Here is a 19,313-nt window from a genome sequence, read left to right as displayed (position 1 = left end):
AGGGTTCGGCACGGCGGCGGTCCATCGCCGGCAGTTGATCGTTACGAAGGGGAGCGCGACGTGCGGATCGGGCGCAGCAGGCAGGCAACGGCCGTGGCCGCCGCCGTGATCGGCGGACTCCTCGGATCCGTCTCCGTCGCCCCGGCCGCGACGGCCGCTCCCGCCGATCCCGGCAGGCCCGCGGTCGGCTCCGCCGACCGCGCCGACAGCGCGCGGACCCCGTCCGTCTGGCCCCGGCCGCAGAGCCTGAAGACCACCGGGCCCGCCGTGCCGCTGGGCTCCGAGGCCACGCTCGTCGCCGCGCCGGACGCCGATCCGTACGCCGTCGAGCAGGCGCGCACCCTGCTGCGCGGGGCGGGCGTCCGGACCCTGCACGAGAGCCTGCCGGGCGGCGGTCCCGTGGTCCGCGTCGGCGGCGGCGGAGCCGCCGAGGCACTGCGGGCGCTGCGCGCTCCCGACCGGGCCGATCTGCCGTCGGGCGGCTACCGGATCGCGGTCGGCCAGGTCTCCGGACGCGCCACCGTCGCGCTGGACGGGCTCGGCGCGGACGGCCTCTTCCACGCCGTCCAGACCCTGCGCCAGCTGGTCACCGACGGCTCGGTGGCCGGCGTGACGGTACGGGACTGGCCGGGAACCGCCGTACGCGGCATGGCCGAGGGGTTCTACGGAGAGCCGTGGACACGCGAGGAGCGGCTCGCCCAGATCTCCTTCATGGGCCGCACCAAGCAGAACCGCTATCTCTACGCGGCGGGTGACGACCCCTACCGGCTGGCACGCTGGCGCGAGCCGTACCCGGCCGACAGCCGGGCCGACTTCCGGGCGCTCGCCGAGCGGGCGCGCGCCGAGCACGTCACGCTCGGCTGGGCGGTCTCCCCCGGCCAGGCGATGTGCATGGCCTCGGAGAGGGACGTCCGGGCGCTGACGAAGAAGATCGACGCCATGTGGGCGCTGGGCATCCGGGTCTTCCAGCTCCAGTTCCAGGACGTCAGTTACAGCGAGTGGCACTGCGACCTGGACGCGGAGACCTTCGGCAGCGGTCCGAAGGCGGCGGCCCGCGCGCAGGCCCGGGTCGCGGGCGCCCTCGCCCGGCATCTGGAGGAACGGCACCCGGACGCGGCCCCCCTGTCGGTGCTGCCGACGGAGTTCTACCAGGACGGGTCCACCGACTACCGCACCGCGCTGGCGGCCGAGCTGGACGACCGGGTGCAGGTGGCCTGGACCGGTGTCGGGGTGGTGCCGAAGAAGATCACCGGCGGTGAACTGGCCGGGGCCCGCGCCGCGTTCCGCCACCCGCTGGTGACGATGGACAACTACCCGGTCAACGACTACGCCCAGGACCGCATCTTCCTCGGCCCGTACACCGGCCGGGACCCGGCGGTGGCGAGCGGTTCGGCGGCGCTGCTGGCCAACGCTATGGAGCAGGCGTCCGCCTCGCGGATCCCGCTGTTCACCGCCGCCGACTTCGCCTGGAACCCGAAGGGGTACCGCCCGGACGAGTCGTGGCGGGCGGCCGTCGAGGATCTGGCGGGCGGGGACGCGGGCGCCCGGGAGGCGCTGCTGGCGCTGGCCGGGAACAGCGCGGGCTCGGTGCTCGGCGCGGAGGAGTCCGCCTACCTCCAGCCCCTGTTCGACGCGTTCTGGAACACCCGCGCGGACGCTCCCCGCCGCGACCGGGCGGCGGCCGAGCTGCGCGCGGCCTTCTCCGTGATGCGCGGGGCCCCCGAGCGGCTGAAGACCCCCGCCGACGGCCGGCTGACCGAAGAGGTGCGCCCCTGGACGGAGCAGCTGGCCCGCTACGGCCGGGCCGGTGAGCTCGCGGTGGACCTGCTCCAGGCGCAGGCCGCCGGGGACGGGGCCGCCGCCTGGCGCGTCCAACTGGCCCTGGAGCCGCTGCGCGAAGAGATCGAGGCGAGCCGGGCCACGGTCGGCGAGGGTGTGCTGGACCCGTTCCTGGACAGGGCGGCGAAGGTGTCGGCCGGGTGGAACGGCGTCGACCGCGCCTCGGGCCGGGTCACGAAGGACGCGCACAGCTATACGGTCCGGCTGGCCGGGCCCCGCCCGGTGGAGGCCGTCACGGCGCTCGCCGAGCCCGGATCCGCCCTCGCCGGCGCGGTCGTGGAGGCCCACGTGCCCGGAGAGGGGTGGCGGGGGCTCGGGAAGCTCTCGCCGAGCGGCTGGACCCAGACCGCCGCGAAGGGGCTGCGCGCGGACGCCGTACGGGTCACGGTGCCGGAGGCCGCCCGTACCGCCGCGCCCTCGTATCTCAGCCCCAGCCTGCCTTCCTCCCCCTCCCCCGCCGTCGTGGCGGGGTCCCCGCAGGTGCGCGCCCTGGTGCCGTGGTTCGGCGACGAGCCCGCCGCCACGCTCGACCTGACGCGGGGCGCGACGGACGCGGAGATCGGCGGCGATCCCCAGCGGGTCGAGGCCCGGCTGGCCGGGCGGCGTCCGGTCGAGGTGAAGGGCAAGCTCACCGCGAAGGCCCCCGAGGGCATCGAGGTGCGGGTCCCGAAGCAGACGACCGTGCCGCGCGGATCGCGTACGGAGGTGCCCGTGGACATCACCGTCCCGGCGGACACCCCGGCGGGCGAGTACGAGGTTCCGCTGGCCTTCGGCGGCCAGGAGTCCACGCTGACCGTGCGGGCCTTCCCGCGTACGGGCGGCCCGGATCTGGCGCGTACGGCGAAGGCCTCGTCGTCCGGCGACGAGACCCCGGACTTTCCCGCGTCGGCGGCCTCCGACGGCGATCCGGAGACCCGGTGGTCCTCGCCGGTGGAGGACGGGGCCTGGTGGGGGGCCGAGCTGCCCGAGCCGGTGCGCCTGGGCCAGGTGGTGCTGAACTGGCAGGACGCGTACGCCTCCCGCTACCGGATACAGGTCTCCGCCGACGGCCGCGTCTGGCGCACCGCCGCGACGGTGACGGAGGGCCGGGGCGGGCGCGAGTCGGTCCGGATGGATGCGAAGGACACCCGGTTCATCCGGGTGCAGGGGGACGGCCGGGCGACGGAGTACGGCTACTCGCTCTGGTCGGTGGAGGCGTACGCGGTCGTGGACGACTGACCGCGCACGTCCAGACGGACCCCGTACGTACAGCTGACCGCGCATGTGCCAGACGGACCCCGTACGTACAGCTGACCGCGCACGTCCAGACGGACCCCGTACGTACAGCTGACCGCGTACGTACAGCTGACCCTGTGCGTACGGACCGGCCGCGCACGCACAGGGGAAACGGCGAAGACCCGGATCTCAGGCGGACACGCCGTCGATCCGGGCCATCACGTCGTCCGCGCCGAACGGTTGCAAGTACGGCAGCCAGCGCGGGTCGCGGTGTCCGGTCCCGATGATCCGCCAGGCCAGGCCGGTCGGCGGGGCGGGCTGATGGCGCAGCCGCCAGCCGAGCTCGGGCAGATGGCGGTCGGCCTTGACGTGGTTGCAGCGGCGGCAGGCCGCCACCACGTTGTCCCAGGCGTGCTGTCCGCCGCGGCTGCGCGGGATGACGTGGTCGACGCTGGTCGCGGCGGCCCCGCAGTACATGCAGCGCCCGCCGTCCCGGGCGAACAGCGCCCGCCGCGTCAGGGGGACGGGGCCCCGGTAGGGGACCCGGACGAAGCGCTTGAGCCGGACCACACTGGGTGCGGGCACGGCGCGGGTGGCACTGTGCAGGAAGGAGCCGGACTCTTCAAGGCAGATGGCCTTGTTCTCCAGGACGAGGACGAGCGCGCGGCGGAGCGGTACGACGCCGAGCGGCTCGTACGACGCGTTGAGAACCAGGACGTGCGGCACGGTGGATGCCTCCTTGTACGCCGGCGGCGCGTGGCTCGCGCCGGGACGATCCGATCTCAGTCTCTCCTCATGCCTGGTCAAAGCGCCACCACGTACGGGTAACGGGCCGAGAGGATTTTTCTCACTCCGGGCTCCACGCGCCGTTCGGCGGTGCCGAACAGGTGTTTCACCTGGGCGGCCGTCCGCACTGTGCGATCGGCCACAGCGGGGGTGTTCCCGGTGAGACCACTCTCTCTTCCCACGACGGCAACGATCCACTCCCCCGGCTTCGTTAGTGTTGTCGACCAGCCGTCGTCCCCCTGGAGGTCCCTGTCGTGTCGCTGTCCGTCCTCTTGGCCGCAGCCCCGTCTCCCGAGCCGGGTGGCTCGCTGGGCGAAGCCGCCGAACAGGCCGGGAACGCCGCGGGCTGGGTCGAGGAGAACTGGTCCACCTGGCTGAGCACCGGGTTGCGCATCCTGGTGATCGTGGCCGTCGCGATCACGCTGCGTTATCTGATCCGGCGCGCCCTGACCAATCTGATCGAGCGGATGAACCGCGGCGCCCAGGCGGTGGAGGGCACGGCGCTGGGCGGGCTGCTGGTGAACGCCGAGCGCAGACGCCAGCGCTCGGAGGCGATCGGCTCGGTACTGCGGTCGGTGGCCTCGTTCGTGATCATGGGCACGGCCGCCCTGATGGTCCTGGGCGCCTTCAAGATCAACCTGGCGCCGCTCCTCGCCTCCGCCGGTGTCGCGGGCGTGGCTCTGGGCTTCGGCGCCCGCAACCTGGTCACGGACTTCCTCTCCGGCGTCTTCATGATCCTTGAGGACCAGTACGGGGTCGGCGACACCGTCGACGCTGGCGTCGCCTCGGGCGAGGTCATCGAGGTGGGGCTGCGGGTCACCAAGCTGCGCGGCGACAACGGCGAGATCTGGTACGTCCGCAACGGCGAGGTGAAGCGGATAGGCAACCTCAGCCAGGGCTGGTCCACGGCCGGGGTCGACGTCACGGTGCGTCCGACGGAGAAGCTGGAGCACGTGCGCGAGGCGATCGCCACGGCCGCCGAGACGATGACGAAGGAAGAACCCTGGTCGGAGCGGCTGTGGGGCCCGGTGGAGGTGCTCGGCCTGGATGAGGTCCTGCTGGACTCCATGACCGTCCGCGTCACCGCCAAGACGATGCCGGGCAAGGCGCTCGGCGTGGAGCGCGAGCTGCGCTGGCGCATCAAGCAGGCGCTGGACGACGCGGGCATCCGGATGGTCGGCACAGTGCCGCTCCAGCCGGAGGGCGCGTCCACGGCGGACCCGACGGCCGCGATGGCCGCCCCGTCCGCGTACGCCTCGGCCGTCTCCCCGCAGTCGCTGGCGGCGACGCCGATACCGCCGCCGACGAACCTGAGCAAGTAGCGGCCGAACCCGAACGAGCGACCCCCGCCGCAGCGCCCCCGGCCGCCCCCTGGACCCCAGGGTGGCGACCGGGGGCGTCGCCATGCCGGGTAACACTTTGATTGCCGGACGGGGGTCACCCATTGACGCCCCGGTGACCTGCGCCCTACCGTCCTCTTAACCAAATAGGAAACTTTCCTAACAGAGTCACGGGCGCGAGTCCCTGACAGAGGCGGTGCATCCACGATGGCGGGACCCACTCCCGGCGCACCCGGCACCCCGGGCACACCACGGGTGCTGCGGGCCATGAACGACCGGGCCGCCCTCGATCTGCTGCTGGAGCACGGGCCGCTCTCCCGGACCCGGATCGGGAAGCTGACCGGCCTCTCCAAGCCCACCGCGTCCCAGCTGCTGGCCCGGCTGGAGGCGGCGGGACTGGTCGTCGCCACCGGGACCAGCGAGGGTCGTCCCGGGCCCAACGCGCAGCTCTACACGGTGAACGCGCGGGCCGCCCATGTGGCCGGGCTCGACGTGAACGGCCGGCGCATCGTCGCCGCCGTCGCGGACGTGACCGGTCGGACCGTCGGGGAGTTCGAGCTGGCGACCCCGGGCCGGCGCGCCGACAGCGTGGTGCGCCAGGTCGCCGACGCGCTGGACGGGGCGGTGAAGGACGCCGGGCTCACCCGCGCCGACGTGCACCGGGTCGTCATCGGCACGCCGGGCGCCTTCGACCCGGGCACCGGGCGGCTGCGGTACGCCTCGCACCTGCCCGGCTGGCACTCCCCCACCCTGCTGGACGAGCTGGCCGCGTTCCTGCCGATGCCGGTGGAGTACGAGAACGACGTCAATCTGGTCGCCGTCGCCGAGCAGCGCCTGGGCGCGGCCCGCGGCCACGAGGACTTCGTCCTGCTGTGGAACGAGGAGGGCCTCGGCGCCGCCCTCGTCATCAACGGCCGGCTGCACCGCGGCTTCACCGGCGGCGCGGGCGAGGTCGGCTTCCTGCCGGTGCCGGGCACCCCGCTCGTGCGCCAGGTCGTCAAGGCCAACAGCGGCGGTTTCCAGGAGCTGGCGGGCGCCCAGGCGGTGCCCCGGCTCGCGAAGGCGCTGGGCGTCGACACCCCGCAACAGCCGTACGCGAAGGTCGCCGCCGATCTGCTGGCGCGGGCGGCCGACGCGTACGAGCGGGACGAGGCGCTCACCGAACTGCTGCGCCAGTACGCCCAGCGGCTCGCCACCGGGCTCGCCTCCGTCACCGCCGTCCTGGACCCCGGGCTGATCGTGCTCTCCGGCCAGGCGGTCGCCGCGGGCGGCGAGATCCTGCGCTCCCTGATCCAGTCCGAGCTGGCCGAGCTCGCCGCCTCCCGGCCGCGACTCGTGGTCGGCGAGATCGACCGCACCCCCGTACTGCGCGGCGCCCTGGAGAGGGCGCTCGCCGATACCCGCGACGAAGTGTTCGACACCTCGCGCTGAACCATGCCCGTCCCCCGTTCCCCGTCGTCTGCCTCTTCCCCGTCCCTGGGAGTTTTGTCATGCGCACAAGCCGTCTCACCACCACCGCTGTCGCCGTCGCCGCGATATCGGTGCTCGCCACCGCGTGTACGGGCCAGTCCGAGGCCGGCGCCTCCGACGACCCGGACGCGAAGACCACGATCAACTTCTGGCACGGCTGGAGCGCGCCCGCCGAGGTGAAGGCGGTCAAGGACAACATCGACCGGTTCGAGAAGGCGCACCCGAACATCGCGGTGAAGGTCTCGGGCAACATCAACGACGACAAACTCAACCAGGCACTGCGCGCGGGCGGTTCGAACGGGCCCGACGTGGTCTCCTCCTTCACCACCGCCAATGTCGGCAAGTTCTGCTCGTCCGGCGCGTTCGCGGACCTGAAGCCGTTCATCGAGAAGTCGAAGCTCGACCTGGAGAAGACCTTCCCGAAGGTCCTCCTCGACTACACCCAGTTCGAGGGCAAGCGCTGCGCCCTGCCGCTGCTCACCGACGCCTATGGCCTCTACTACAACAAGGACGCCTTCGAGAAGGCCGGCATCACCGCGCCGCCGAAGACCATGTCGGAGCTGGCGAGCGTCGCGAAGAAGCTGACCGTCGAGAAGGGCGACAGCTACGAGCAGCTCGGCTTCATGCCGACCTTCCACGGTTACGAGACCGTCGCCGACCACTACATGTCCTCGTGGGACCACACGTACTTCGACGAGAACGGCAAGTCCAACATCGCCAAGGACCCGGCGTTCGCGGAGATGTTCACGTACCAGAAGAAGCTCGTCGAGGACCTCGGCGGCTACGACAAGCTGGAGAAGTTCCGGGGCACCTTCGGCGACGAGTGGGGCGCCAAGCACCCGTTCCACACCGGGCAGGTGGCCATGCAGCTGGACGGCGAGTGGCGGCTCGGCATGGCCGAGGACACCAAGCCCGGCTTCGAGATCGGCGTCGCGCCGATGCCCGTCGCCGACGACGAGGCCGACAGCTACGGCAAGGGCTTCCTCTCCGGCACCATCGTGGGCATCGCCCCGGCCAGCAAGAAGCAGAACGCCGCGTGGGAGCTGGTCAAGTTCATGACCAGCGACACGAAGGCGGTCGTCGACTTCGCCAACGGCATCCGCAATGTGCCCTCCACCTTCGAGGCGCTGAAGTCCCCCGACCTGAAGTTCGACCCGCGCTTCAAGACCTTCCTGGACATCGCCCAGCACCCGAAGTCCAACACCCCCGACGGGGCCGTCAACGGCTCGACGTACCAGCAGACGATCCAGGACTTCGGCTACCAGTACGAGAAGGGCGCGGTGAAGGACCTCAAGGCCGGTCTGGAGAAGACCGCGCGGCAGATCGACACCGACATCGCCAAGGCCAAGTAGCCCGACGATGACGACGCACACGCTTCGCTCCAAACGTCGCAGGTCGGCGCTGCGCACGGCGGCCTTCATGTCACCGTGGCTGATCGGGTTCTCGGTCTTCTTCGCGTATCCGATGATCTCGACCGTCTACTTCTCCTTCACCCAGTACGACGGCTTCGGGGCGCCGACCTTCAACGGGCTGGCCAACTGGACCTACGTCTTCAGCGACTACCCGATGTTCTGGCCGTCGCTGCGCAACACGCTGTGGCTGGTCCTCGTCATGGTCACCTGCCGGGTCGTCTTCGGCCTCGGCATCGGCATGCTGATCACGAAGATCAAGACGGGGACCGGGGTCTTCCGGACCCTGTTCTACCTGCCCTATCTGGCCCCTCCGGTCGCCGCGACGCTCGCCTTCGTCTTTCTGCTCAACCCCGGCACCGGGCCCGTCAACGCGATCCTCGGGGACCTGGGGCTGCCGACGCCGGGCTGGTTCAACGACGCCAGTTGGTCCAAGCCGGCGCTCACCATGCTCGCGGTGTGGGGCATCGGGGACCTGATGGTCATCTTCATGGCCTCGCTGCTGGACGTGCCGACCGAGCAGTACGAGGCGGCCGAGCTGGACGGCGCGTCCGCCTGGCAGAAGTTCCGCTTCGTGACCCTGCCGAACATCTCGCCGATCGTGCTGTTCGCCGTGGTGACGGGCGTCATCCAGGCGATGCAGTACTACACGCAGCCGCTCGTCGCCGGGAAGGTCGCGTCCGGTGTCATCGGCGGCTCCGGGCAGGCCTTCGAACCCGGCTATCCCGACAAGTCGACACTGACGCTCCCGCAGCTCGTCTACAACCTGGGCTTCCAGCGCTTCGACTACGGCGCCGCCTGCGTAGTCGCCCTCGTCCTGTTCGCCCTGGCCATGGCCTTCACCGCGCTGCTGATGCGGGGCCGCAACAACCTGATATCGGCCGGTGACTGAGCCATGACCCAACTCCTCGACGCCGTCGACAAGACCACCACCGCATCGCCGAAGAACTCCCCGCTGACCCCCGCCGCGCGCACCGCCCGCCGCAAGGCGCTGCTGCACTGGATCGCCGTGCACTCGCTCGGGATCGCCGCCGCACTCTTCTTCGTGCTGCCGTTCGTCTTCGTGGTGCTGACCTCGCTGATGAGCGACCAGCAGGCGCTGACCCGCGACCTCACCCCGAACACCTGGGAGTGGGGCAACTACGAGCGGGTCTTCAACACCCCGGGCTTCCTGACCTGGTGGCGCAACACCCTGCTGTACGCGGGCGTCGGCACCGTCCTCACCGTCGTCTCGTCCATCCCGGTGGCGTACGCGCTGGCGAAGTTCCGCTTCCGGGGCCGCAAGCTGTCGCTGATGCTCGTCATCTCGATGATGATGCTGCCGCCGCAGGTCATCATCATCCCGATGTACCTGTTCTGGGCGAAGCAGATGGACCTGTCCGGCACCCTGTGGCCGCTGATCATCCCGATGGCCTTCGGCGACGCGTTCTCCATCTTCCTGCTGCGGCAGTTCCTGCTGACCATCCCGAACGAATACCTGGACGCGGCCAAGGTCGACGGCTGCGGTGAGTTCCGTACGCTGATGAAGGTCGTCCTGCCGATGGCCAAGCCCGGCATCGCGGCCATCGCCCTCTTCCAGTTCTTCGCCGCCTGGAACGACTACTTCGGACCACAGATCTACGCCTCCGAGAACCCGGCCGCCTGGACGCTCAGTTACGGCCTCGAATCCTTCAAAGGCGCACACCACACCGACTGGAACCTGACCATGGCCGCGACCGTACTGGTCATGGCCCCCGTGATCGCCGTCTTCTTCTTTGCCCAGAAGGCATTCGTCGAGGGCGTCACACTGACCGGAGTAAAGGGCTGACTATGAAGCTCGCAGTAGTGGGTGGCGGGTCCACCTACACCCCCGAACTGATCGACGGATTCGCCCGGCTGCGGGACACGCTGCCGATCGAGGAGCTGGTGCTCGTCGATCCGGCGGCCGACCGCCTGGACCTGGTGGGAGGTCTCGCCCGGCGGATCTTCGCCAAGCAGGACCACGCCGGGAGGATCACGACCACCACCGACATCGACGCGGGCGTCGCCGACGCCGACGCGGTCCTGCTCCAGCTGCGCGTCGGCGGACAGGCCGCGCGCGGCAAGGACGAGACCTGGCCGCTGGAGTGCGGCTGCGTGGGCCAGGAGACCACCGGCGCCGGCGGCCTCGCCAAGGCCCTGCGCACCGTGCCGGTCGTCCTGGACATCGCCGAGCGGGTCCGCCGCGCCAACCCGGACGCCTGGATCATCGACTTCACCAACCCGGTCGGCATCGTCACCCGCGCCCTGCTCCAGGCCGGGCACAAGGCCGTCGGCCTGTGCAACGTGGCGATCGGCTTCCAGCGGAAGTTCGCCCGGCTGCTGGACGTGAACCCCTCCGAGGTGCACCTCGACCACGTCGGGCTCAACCACCTGACCTGGGAGCTGGGCGTCCGCCTCGGCGGCCCGGACGGCGAGAACATCCTGCCGAAGCTGCTCGCCGAGCACGGCGACGCCATCGCCGACGACCTCCACATGCCCCGGCAGGTCGTCGACCGGCTCGGCGTCGTCCCCTCCTACTACCTGCGCTACTTCTACTCCCACGACGAGGTGGTCAGGGAGCTCGGCACCAAGCCGTCCCGGGCCGCCGAGGTCGCGGCGATGGAGAGGGAACTGCTCGCGATGTACGGCGACCCGACGCTGGACGAGAAGCCCGAGCTGCTCGCCAAGCGCGGCGGCGCGTTCTACTCCGAGGCGGCCGTGGACCTGGCGGCCTCCCTGCTGGGCAACGGCGGCTCCCCGGTCCAGGTGGTCAACACGTACAACAACGGGACCCTGCCTTTCCTCCCGGACGACGCGGTGATCGAGGTCCAGGCCCGGGTCGGGCACGACGGCGCGACACCGCTCGCCGTGCCGGCGCTGGACCCGCTGTACGCCGGGCTGATCGCCAACGTGACGGCGTACGAGGACCTCGCCCTGGAAGCCGCGCTGCGGGGCGGCCGGGACCGGGTCTTCAAGGCGCTCCTCGCCCACCCGCTGATCGGGCAGTACGAGTACGCCGAGGGGCTCACCGACCGGCTGATCGCGCACAACCGGGAGCACCTTTCGTGGGCGTGAACGTGTCGGTCGTCGCCATCGACGCGGGCAACAGCAAGACCGACGTGGCACTGATCGGCGAGGACGGCACCGTGCTGTCCACGGCACGCGGCGGCGGCTTCCAGCCCCCCGTGGTCGGGGTGGAGGCGGCGGTCGACGGGCTGGCCGCCGCCCTGGAGCGGGCCGTCGCGGAGCTCCCGGACACCGGTGGCCCGTTCGGCGCGTACGCCCATGTCTCCGCGTGCCTGGCCAACGCCGATCTGCCGGTCGAGGAGGCCGAGTTGGCAGCGGCCCTGGAGGCCCGCGGCTGGGGCTCCTCGGTGGAGGTGCGCAACGACACCTTCGCGATCCTGCGCGCCGGGGTGGACGAGCCCCGGGGCGTCGCGGTGGTGTGCGGGGCCGGGATCAACTGCGTGGGCATGACCCCGGACGGGCGGACCGCCCGCTTCCCCGCGATCGGGCGGATATCCGGTGACTGGGGTGGCGGTTCGGGGCTCGCGGAGGGGGCGCTGTGGTTCGCCGCGCGCGCCGAGGACGGGCGCGGCGAACCGTCCGAGCTGGCCCGTGCGCTGCCCGCCCACTTCGGGCTCGCCTCGATGTACGCGCTCATCGAGGCGCTGCACCGGGGCGGGATCCCGTCGGCGCGGCGGCACGAGCTGACACCGGTGCTGTTCGCGACCGCCGCGGGCGGGGACCCGGTGGCCCTCGCACTGGTGGAGCGGCAGGCCGAGGAGGTGGTGGCGATGGCCTCGGTCGCGCTGGAGCGGCTCGGTCTGCTGGCGGAGGAGGTTCCGGTGCTGCTGGGCGGCAGTGTGCTGGCCGCGCGCCATCCGCAGTTGAACGACCGGATCACCGCGCTCCTCGCGGCACGCGCCCCGAAGGCCGAGGTGCGCGTCGTGTCCGAGCCGCCGGTGCTGGGCGCGGCGCTGCTGGGCCTGGACCGTACGGGCGCGGCGCCGGAGGTCCACCGGAGGCTGCGCGCGCAGTACGTCTGAGCGCCTCCGCGGTACGCCGTACGTCAGGGAGCGTCCCTTCACGCGATGTGCGTGGGGGGACGTTCCTCGTACGGGTGAACGCCGGGCACGCGCGGGGCGCGAGGGAACCGAACGGGCTCCTGGAACGTGTACCTGATGGGGAGTCCGTTCGCTTATGGGGATGTATCAGGGCACGTTGTACCGCTTGCCTTGATCGGCCGCGTCCGCCCTGATCGAATGCGGGGACTGATGTGGGGGCTGATGTGGGGGCTCATGTGGGGACTTACGTCGGGACCGATGTGGGGGGCGCTACGGGAAACAGCCGTTCCCGGTGTGGATGTCCGTCCCCGCGGCCATACTTCTGGCCGGGCGTGCGTCCCCGGGCCGGGGACGGGGGCCCGCCGTCAGTGACCGAGGGGGAGGTCGAGTGACACACCCGCCGAGCGGCGGCACGCAGACGCTGCGCACGCCGGACCCGGTGTCCGCGCACGCGGGCATGGACGCACCGCGCCGCGCCACGTGGGCCGGGCAGGCGGAGCGTCTGCGCGCCGTGGCGACGACCGAGCCCGGCCGGCTCCAGATCATCGGGGCCGTCCTGGCCCTGCTGGTCGTGGCGTTCGGCGCGGTGACCACCTTGGAGATCTCGTCGCGGGCGTCGTCGGCCGACGACGTGGTCAGCCGCAGTCAGCCGCTCAGCGCCGACGCGGGCGACATCTACCGCTTCCTGGCGGACGCCGACACGACGGCGGCCAGTGGGTTCCTCGCGGGTGCGCAGGAGCCCGAGGCCGTGCGCGAGCAGTATCGGAAGGACATCGAGGAGGCGGCCCGGCTGCTGGTGAAGGCGTCGGGGAGCACCGACACCGACAGCGCGTCCAGCCGTGAGATAGCCACCCTCAACAAGCTGCTCCCGGTCTACACGGGCCTGATCGAGCGCGCCCGCGCCAACAACCGCCAGGGTCTGCCGCTGGGCGGCGCCTATCTCCGGTACGCGAACCAGAAGATGACCGGTGAGATGCTGCCGGCCGCCGAGCGGCTGTACGCGGCGGAGACGGGCCGACTGGAGAAGGACTCCGCCGACGCCCGGCAGTGGCCTCTCCTGTCACTCGGCGCCGGGATCCTGGTGCTCGGGGCGCTGGGGTGGATGCAGCGACGCACCTACCGCCGGACGAACCGGGTGCTGAACCACGGGCTGCTGGCGGCGACGGCCGCCGCCTCGGTGGTAGTGCTCTGGCTGGCCGTGGGGCACGCGGTGGCCCGTACGGAGCTGCGGTCGGCGATGGCGCACGGCCAGGCGTCCCTGGATGTGCTCAACGACGCGCGGATCAACTCCCTGAAGGCGCGCGCCAACGAGAACCTCACCCTGGTGGCGCGCGGTGCGGTGCTGACCCCCGACGGCTCCGCCGACCAGTACGAGGCGGACTACGGCACGGGGATGAAGGCAGTGAAGGACCGGTTGGAGAAGGCCGACCGGCTCGCGGACGACGAGAGCGGGAACGCGCCGGTCCTCGACGCGACCAAGGGCGTGGCCGAGTGGCAGGCCCGCCACCGCGAGGCCCGCGCCACGGACGACCGCGGCGACTACGACGGCGCCCTGGAGCAGATCATCGGGACCGAGGGCTCCACCGGGCAGTCCTTCCAGCGGGTGGACGCCGCGCTGGAGAAGGCGCTCGCCCATGAGCAGGGCGAGTTCACCGCGGCGGCGAAGGACGGGCGGGGCGCTTTGCGGGGCCTGCCGACCGGCGCCGCGGCGCTGGCGGTCCTGGGGGCCGCCGCCGTGATCGTCGGGGTCAACCGCAGGCTCTCGGAGTACCGGTGAGAGGGGCAGCGATGAGCAGGTCGAAGGACCGTTCCGCACACGGCGGCCTGCGCGGCTGGGGCGGCGTGGCGGGAATGGCGGCGGCATGCGCGGTCACCGCGGCGCTCACCCTGCTGCCGCTGGCCCACCACAGCGGCGGGGCGGCCGGAGCGGACGCCCCGGGCGGCGGAGCGGTGACCGCCGACCGGGCACGGGCCGAGGAGTGCACCGAGCCGGAGGCAAGCCTGCCCGCGTCGGGCGCCGACGGACCCAGCATCGAGAAGATCAAGGAGCGCGGCAAGCTGATCGCGGGCGTCGACCAGAACAGCTTCCGCTGGGGCTACCGCAATCCGGAGGCCCGGGAGCTGGAAGGGTTCGACATCGATCTGGTGCGGGCCATCGCCAAGGACGTCCTGGGCGACCCGGACGCGGTGATCTTCCGCGCGATCCCCACCAACCAGCGCATCGCCGCCCTGGAGAACGACCGGGTCGACGTCGTCGTGCGGACGATGACGATCAACTGCAAGCGGCTGGAGCAGGTTTCGTTCTCCACCGCCTACTTCCAGGCCGGGCAGCAGGTGCTCGCCCCGAAGGGGTCGACGATCACCGGCTACGACAAGTCGCTGAAGGGCAGGCGGGTCTGCTCGGCCGAGGGCTCCACGGCGTACGAGGCGCTGGAGAGGAAGTCGTTCGGCGCGCTCTACAAGGACGACTTCGACGGCACCGAGCGCGACCGGGACCTGCTGACCGTGCCCAACCAGCTGGACTGCCTGGTGCGGCTCCAGCTCGGCGAGGTCGACGCCATCGTCACGGACAACGCCCTGGCGGCCGGTCAGGCGGCGCAGGACCCGGCGGTGGAGCTCAAGGGGAAGGCCCCGTTCACCACGGAGTACTACGGCGTCGCGACGAAGAAGGGCGCCGACGACCTGGTGGCCCGGGTGAACAAGGTCCTCGTCGACTACCGGGCGGGCGGTGACAACAGCCCCTGGATGACGTCGTACCGCAAGTGGCTGTCGGCCGGACTGCCCGGCATAGCGGGCCCGCCCGCGCCCAAGTACCGCGGCGACTGACCCGGAGCGCACCCACGCGCGCGGACCGGGGCGGGCAGGCCGGGACAGGGTCAGCAGACCGAGACAGATCGATCCCGTCGGGCCCACCGGCCCGGCGGGGAGAGCGGAGAGGTGATCGATGGGCGTCGCGGGATCCTTCCCCGGCTTCGCGGGGAGGCCCCCCGGCCCGGTCATGGACCGGGAGGAGGCGGACCGTGCGCTGGCCCGGCTCGGTGCGGAGCACGAGGCCATCGAGACCTCGCTCCTCGCGCTCCAGGACCACGCCGGCCGCCGGCTGCTGGAGGGCGCCGAGCTGACCGGCGTCACCCGGGAGCGCTGGGCCGTGACCGAGCAGTCGATCACCCTGCTGTGGGGCTATTTCGACGCGTACGCCGGTGCCCTGTCCGAGGCCCGGGAGATCCGTGCGCGGCGGCGTCATCCGAACCGGGAGGACCTCACCGCGCTGACCGGACTCCTGCGCGGCGAGGCCGTCACCGTCGCCAACCAGGGGGCCGTGCCGCCGCCTTCGGTCGCGGGTCCGGCCAGGCTCTCCGAGCGGTTCTCCCTCCAGGAGCTCGTCGCCCGGATGAACGAGCTGTACGCCAGGTCCCTGGACATGGTCGTCTCCTCCGACTCCGTGTGGTCGGCGCTGCCCGCCCGGATCGATCTGCTCGCCGCCGAGCTGCACCGGACGCGTTCGCTGGCGCACTCCGTCGGAGTGCGGCCCGGTGAGCATCCGGCCGGGGACGACCTGGCGGAGATCACCGAGGAGCTGGCCACCCTGCGGGTGCAGGTGATCTCCGACCCGCTGGCGTTCTGGCTGCCGGGGCCCGGCAGCGCCGCGCCGGGCGGCGGCCGGCCCGACACCTCGCGCTACGACCGGGCGGCCCGCGCTCTGGAGGACGTACGGCGGGAGATCGAGGCGGTGCTCGCGGTCCGGCAGGACGCCGAGGCGCGGCTGGTGCGGCTGCGGGACGTGCTCTCGCGGGCCGACCGCACCCTGACGGAGGCGCGGGCGGCACGCGGCGAGGTACTGGCCAAGATCGCCGCCTCCGAGGTGCCCGCGGTCAGCGGCCCGCCGACCGCCCTCCAGGAGCGGCTGGCGGCGGCGTCGGACCACCGCAGGTACGCCCAGTGGCACCGGCTGTCGCCGCTGCTGGAGTCGCTGGAGCAGGAGGCCGAGGACGAGCTGCTGCGCGCCCGGGAGTCGCTGACCTCCGTGACGGCCCCGCTGGCGGTCCGCGCGGAGCTGCGCGGCCGGCTGGACGCGTACAAGGCGAAGGTGGCCCGGCACGGCCTGGCGGAGGATCCGGTGCTGATCGAGCGGTACGACGTGGCGCGCCGCATGCTGTGGAGCGCGCCGTGCGATCTGCGGGTCGCCGAGCAGGCCGTCCTGCGCTACCAGCACGCGGTCGCGGAGATGCTGACGCCGAGCCGGCCCGACGGTCCGCAGGACCGGCGGTCCACGGGCGCGGCCACCGGCACCGGCACCGGCGAAGAGGGGGAGACACGATGAGTACGCAGTGCCAGCGCCCCGCGTGCGAGGGGAACTACGAGGACATGGGCGGCGGTGAGCTGTACTGCGACACCTGCGGTCTGGCTCCGGTCGTCTCACCGACGGGCATGGTCTCCTCGCCGCCGACCGGGATCGCCGGGGGCGGCCGGGCGAGCAGCCGGGACAGCTCGTCGGGGCGCTCCAGCTCGCGCGCCTCCGGACGTGCCTCGTCCCGTTCGTCGACCTCGCGCCGCTCGGTCTCCGGCCGGCTGTCGCGCTCGCTGTCCGGGGCGTCCACCTCCCGTTCGGTCTCGGTGCGTTCCTCCGGCTCGACGTCGGCGGCCTCGGCCCGGGGGCGGCTCGGCGTCGGTCTGGTGGACGTCCCGGACGTGCCCCGGCCCGATCCGCGCACGGCGGTGATGGAGAACCCGGAGGTGCCCGAGCGCAAGCGGTTCTGCTCCCGTTCGGACTGCGGGGCGCCGGTGGGCCGTTCGCGCGGTGAGCGGCCGGGCCGCACCGAGGGGTTCTGCACCAAGTGCGGCCACCCGTACTCCTTCGTGCCGAAGCTGACCGGCGGCGACATCGTGCACGGCCAGTACGAGGTCGTGGGCTGTCTGGCGCACGGCGGGCTCGGCTGGGTCTATCTGGCGGTGGACCGGGCCGTCTCGGACCGCTGGGTGGTCCTCAAGGGCCTGTTGGACACCGGCGACCAGGACGCGATGGCCGCCGCGATCTCCGAGCGCCGCTTCCTCGCCGAGATCGAGCACTCCAACATCGTCCGGATCTACAACTTCGTCGAGCACCTGGACCAGCGGACCGGTTCGCTGGACGGCTACATCGTGATGGAGTACGTCGGCGGCAAGGCGCTCAAGGAGATCGCCAACGAGCGCCGCACCCCGGCCGGGAAGCGCGACCCGCTGCCGGTCGAGCAGGCCTGCGCGTACGGGATCGAGGCGCTGGAGGCGCTCGGCCATCTGCACAGCCGCAACCTCCTCTACTGCGACTTCAAGGTAGACAACGCGATCCAGACCGAGGACCAGCTCAAGCTGATCGACATGGGCGCGGTGCGCCGGATGGACGACGAGGAGTCGGCCATCTACGGAACGGTCGGCTACCAGGCCCCCGAGGTCGCGGAAGTGGGTCCGTCGGTCGCCTCCGACCTCTACACGGTGGCCCGGACGCTGGCGGTTCTCACCTTCGACTTCCAGGGGTACACGAACGTCTTCGTGGACTCGCTACCGGACCCGGACAACATCGAGGTGTTCCGCGCCTACGAGTCGTTCTACCGGCTGCTGGTGCGCGCCACGGACCCGGACCCGGCCCGCCGGTTCGCCTCCGCCGCGGAGATGGCCGAGCAGCTGACGGGGGTGCTGCGGGAGGTCGTGGCGCTCCAGACGGGCCGGCCGCGCCCCGCTCTGTCGACGCTGTTCGGCGCGGAACTACGCGTGATCGACACCGAGTTGTTCGCCCGGCAGACGGACGACGTCTCGCGGCTGGGCGGCCGGGAGACCGGCTCCGGGCGTGGCGGGCTCCGGGGCCGCCGCAAGGGCCGCGGCAGCCCGCCGTCCGGAGTTCCGGCGCAGGGCGGCACGTGGCAGCCCCACGGCGGCGCGGCTCCGGTCGCGCCGGGGGCCGTGACGTCCGCGGTGGCCGGGGCGCTGCCGGTGGGCGCCCAGCCGCCCGGCCCCGCGGGTGCCCGTCCATCGGGTCCGGCGGGTGCCCATCCGCCGGGTCCGGCGGGGGCCTCCGCGCTGGCGGCGCCGCCGACCCATGTCCGGGGCTCGGCGCAGGGCGGCGCCCCGCTCGCGTACGCTCCCCCGGCGCAGGCTCCGGTCCCGGCGCCCCGGGCGGCCGAGCCGGCCCCGGCCACCTCCGGGCCGTACGTCGCGACCGGACCGTACGGCCCCTTCGGGGCGACCTCCGGGGGCGTCCTGCTCGCCCTGTTCGACACGCGGGCCACGGCACTGGCGCTGCCGGTCCCCCGGGTCGACGCGATGGACCCGAACGCCGGATTCCTCGCCGGTCTCATGGCCTCCGCCCCGGCCGAGCTGATCACCGCCCTGCGCACGGTGCCGGCCCCCTCGCTGGAGACCCGGCTGCGGGAGCTGCGGGCCCGGCTGGAGATGCGGGAGCTGGACTCGGCCGCCCGTGCGCTGACCACCCTGGAGGGTGAACACCCGGACGACTGGCGGGTCGTCTGGTATCGGGGCGTCACCTCGCTGGTCACCGGTGACCACGAGTCGGCGGCGCTCTCCTTCGACGCGGTCTACGACGCGTTCCCCGGGGAGATGGCGCCCAAGCTGGCGCTCGGGATCTGTGCGGAGGTGCTGGGCCAGCTGGACAACGCCGCCGAGTACTACCGCCTGGTGTGGGCGACCGACCCGGGGTTCGTCAGCGCCGCGTTCGGCCTGGCCCGGGTGCAGATCGCCGCCGGTGAGCGGGGAGGGGCGGTGAGCACCCTGGAGTCGGTGCCGGAGGCCTCGATCCACTACACGGCGGCCCGGGTCGCGGCCGTCCGGGCTCGGCTGCGCGAGCGCTCGCACCGGGAGCCGCTGCTGGCCGACCTGACGGCCGCCGGCGTCCAGGTGGCGGCGCTGGCCGCCTTCGGTCTGGACCCGGTGCGTCACGAGCAGCTGTCGACCGAGGTACTGGGCAAGGCGCTCGACTGGGTACTCTCCGGTAGTCCCGGTGTCCCGGGGCCGGGCGGACCGGCCGCCGGTTCGTCCGGGGCAGGCAAGCTGCTCGGCGCCGAACTGAACGAGCGGGGGCTGCGGTTCGGGCTGGAACGCTCGTACCGGATGCTCGCCCGGCTCGCGCAGCGGGGCGACGAGAGGATCGAACTGGTGGAGCGGGCCAACCGTTTCCGCCCCCGGACGTGGGTGTGAAG

At 72.3% G+C, this 19,313-nt stretch carries 13 protein-coding genes; 12 read left to right on the top strand and 1 reads right to left on the bottom strand.

The features are described 5' to 3' along the window. Window positions 1-60 precede the first annotated feature (60 nt). Window positions 61-3,057 (top strand): beta-N-acetylglucosaminidase domain-containing protein, encoded by a 2,997-nt coding sequence (locus AB0F29_RS07040; protein WP_361868257.1) that lies wholly within the window; start codon window positions 61-63, stop codon window positions 3,055-3,057. A 186-nt stretch (window positions 3,058-3,243) separates the two neighbouring features. Here AB0F29_RS07040 and AB0F29_RS07035 read toward each other — a convergent pair whose 3' ends face one another. Next, window positions 3,244-3,780 (bottom strand): HNH endonuclease, encoded by a 537-nt coding sequence (locus AB0F29_RS07035; RefSeq protein ID WP_003969129.1) that lies wholly within the window; start codon window positions 3,778-3,780, stop codon window positions 3,244-3,246. A 314-nt stretch (window positions 3,781-4,094) separates the two neighbouring features. Here AB0F29_RS07035 and AB0F29_RS07030 point away from each other — a divergent pair, with 314 nt between their 5' ends. From AB0F29_RS07030 to AB0F29_RS06980, 11 genes are all read left to right on the top strand, one after another. After that, entirely contained in the window at window positions 4,095-5,162 is a 1,068-nt protein-coding gene (locus AB0F29_RS07030) for a mechanosensitive ion channel family protein (protein ID WP_361868254.1), read from the top strand. 225 nt (window positions 5,163-5,387) lie between these two features. Beyond that, window positions 5,388-6,611 carry an ROK family transcriptional regulator gene (locus tag AB0F29_RS07025; RefSeq protein WP_361868252.1) on the top strand — a complete coding sequence of 408 codons (1,224 nt, stop codon included), beginning with the start codon at window positions 5,388-5,390 and terminating at the stop codon, window positions 6,609-6,611. A 59-nt stretch (window positions 6,612-6,670) separates the two neighbouring features. Beyond that, a complete protein-coding gene (locus AB0F29_RS07020; RefSeq protein WP_361868249.1) occupies window positions 6,671-8,002 on the top strand; it encodes an ABC transporter substrate-binding protein in 1,332 nt (443 codons plus the stop codon). Window positions 8,003-8,009: 7 nt separating this feature from the next. After that, the gene (locus tag AB0F29_RS07015) at window positions 8,010-8,951 is read left to right on the top strand and encodes a sugar ABC transporter permease (protein WP_361868246.1); all 942 of its coding nucleotides are present in this window, start codon (window positions 8,010-8,012) and stop codon (window positions 8,949-8,951) included. 3 nt (window positions 8,952-8,954) lie between these two features. Further along, window positions 8,955-9,866, top strand: coding sequence for a carbohydrate ABC transporter permease (locus AB0F29_RS07010; RefSeq protein ID WP_361868244.1), 912 nt, complete (start codon window positions 8,955-8,957; stop codon window positions 9,864-9,866). A 2-nt stretch (window positions 9,867-9,868) separates the two neighbouring features. After that, window positions 9,869-11,134 carry a 6-phospho-beta-glucosidase gene (locus AB0F29_RS07005; protein WP_361868241.1) on the top strand — a complete coding sequence of 422 codons (1,266 nt, stop codon included), beginning with the start codon at window positions 9,869-9,871 and terminating at the stop codon, window positions 11,132-11,134. Next, complete coding sequence (locus AB0F29_RS07000; RefSeq protein WP_361868239.1) at window positions 11,125-12,108, top strand: BadF/BadG/BcrA/BcrD ATPase family protein; 984 nt, start codon at window positions 11,125-11,127, stop codon at window positions 12,106-12,108. The genes AB0F29_RS07005 and AB0F29_RS07000 overlap by 10 nt, the downstream gene beginning before the upstream one ends. Before the next feature lie 406 nt (window positions 12,109-12,514). Then, window positions 12,515-13,903, top strand: coding sequence for a hypothetical protein (locus AB0F29_RS06995; protein ID WP_361868238.1), 1,389 nt, complete (start codon window positions 12,515-12,517; stop codon window positions 13,901-13,903). Window positions 13,904-13,914: 11 nt separating this feature from the next. Beyond that, window positions 13,915-14,952, top strand: coding sequence for a glutamate ABC transporter substrate-binding protein (locus tag AB0F29_RS06990; protein WP_361868236.1), 1,038 nt, complete (start codon window positions 13,915-13,917; stop codon window positions 14,950-14,952). Window positions 14,953-15,070: 118 nt separating this feature from the next. After that, window positions 15,071-16,447, top strand: coding sequence for a hypothetical protein (locus tag AB0F29_RS06985; protein ID WP_361868233.1), 1,377 nt, complete (start codon window positions 15,071-15,073; stop codon window positions 16,445-16,447). After that, complete coding sequence (locus AB0F29_RS06980) at window positions 16,444-19,311, top strand: tetratricopeptide repeat protein (protein ID WP_361868231.1); 2,868 nt, start codon at window positions 16,444-16,446, stop codon at window positions 19,309-19,311. Before AB0F29_RS06985 ends, AB0F29_RS06980 begins: the two co-directional genes overlap by 4 nt. Window positions 19,312-19,313: the final 2 nt, after the last annotated feature.

Source organism: Streptomyces sp. NPDC026589 (assembly GCF_040638385.1).
Taxonomy (GTDB): domain Bacteria; phylum Actinomycetota; class Actinomycetes; order Streptomycetales; family Streptomycetaceae; genus Streptomyces.
Note: the sequence above shows the minus strand (reverse complement) of the source record. Positions and strands in the feature narration are given on the sequence as shown.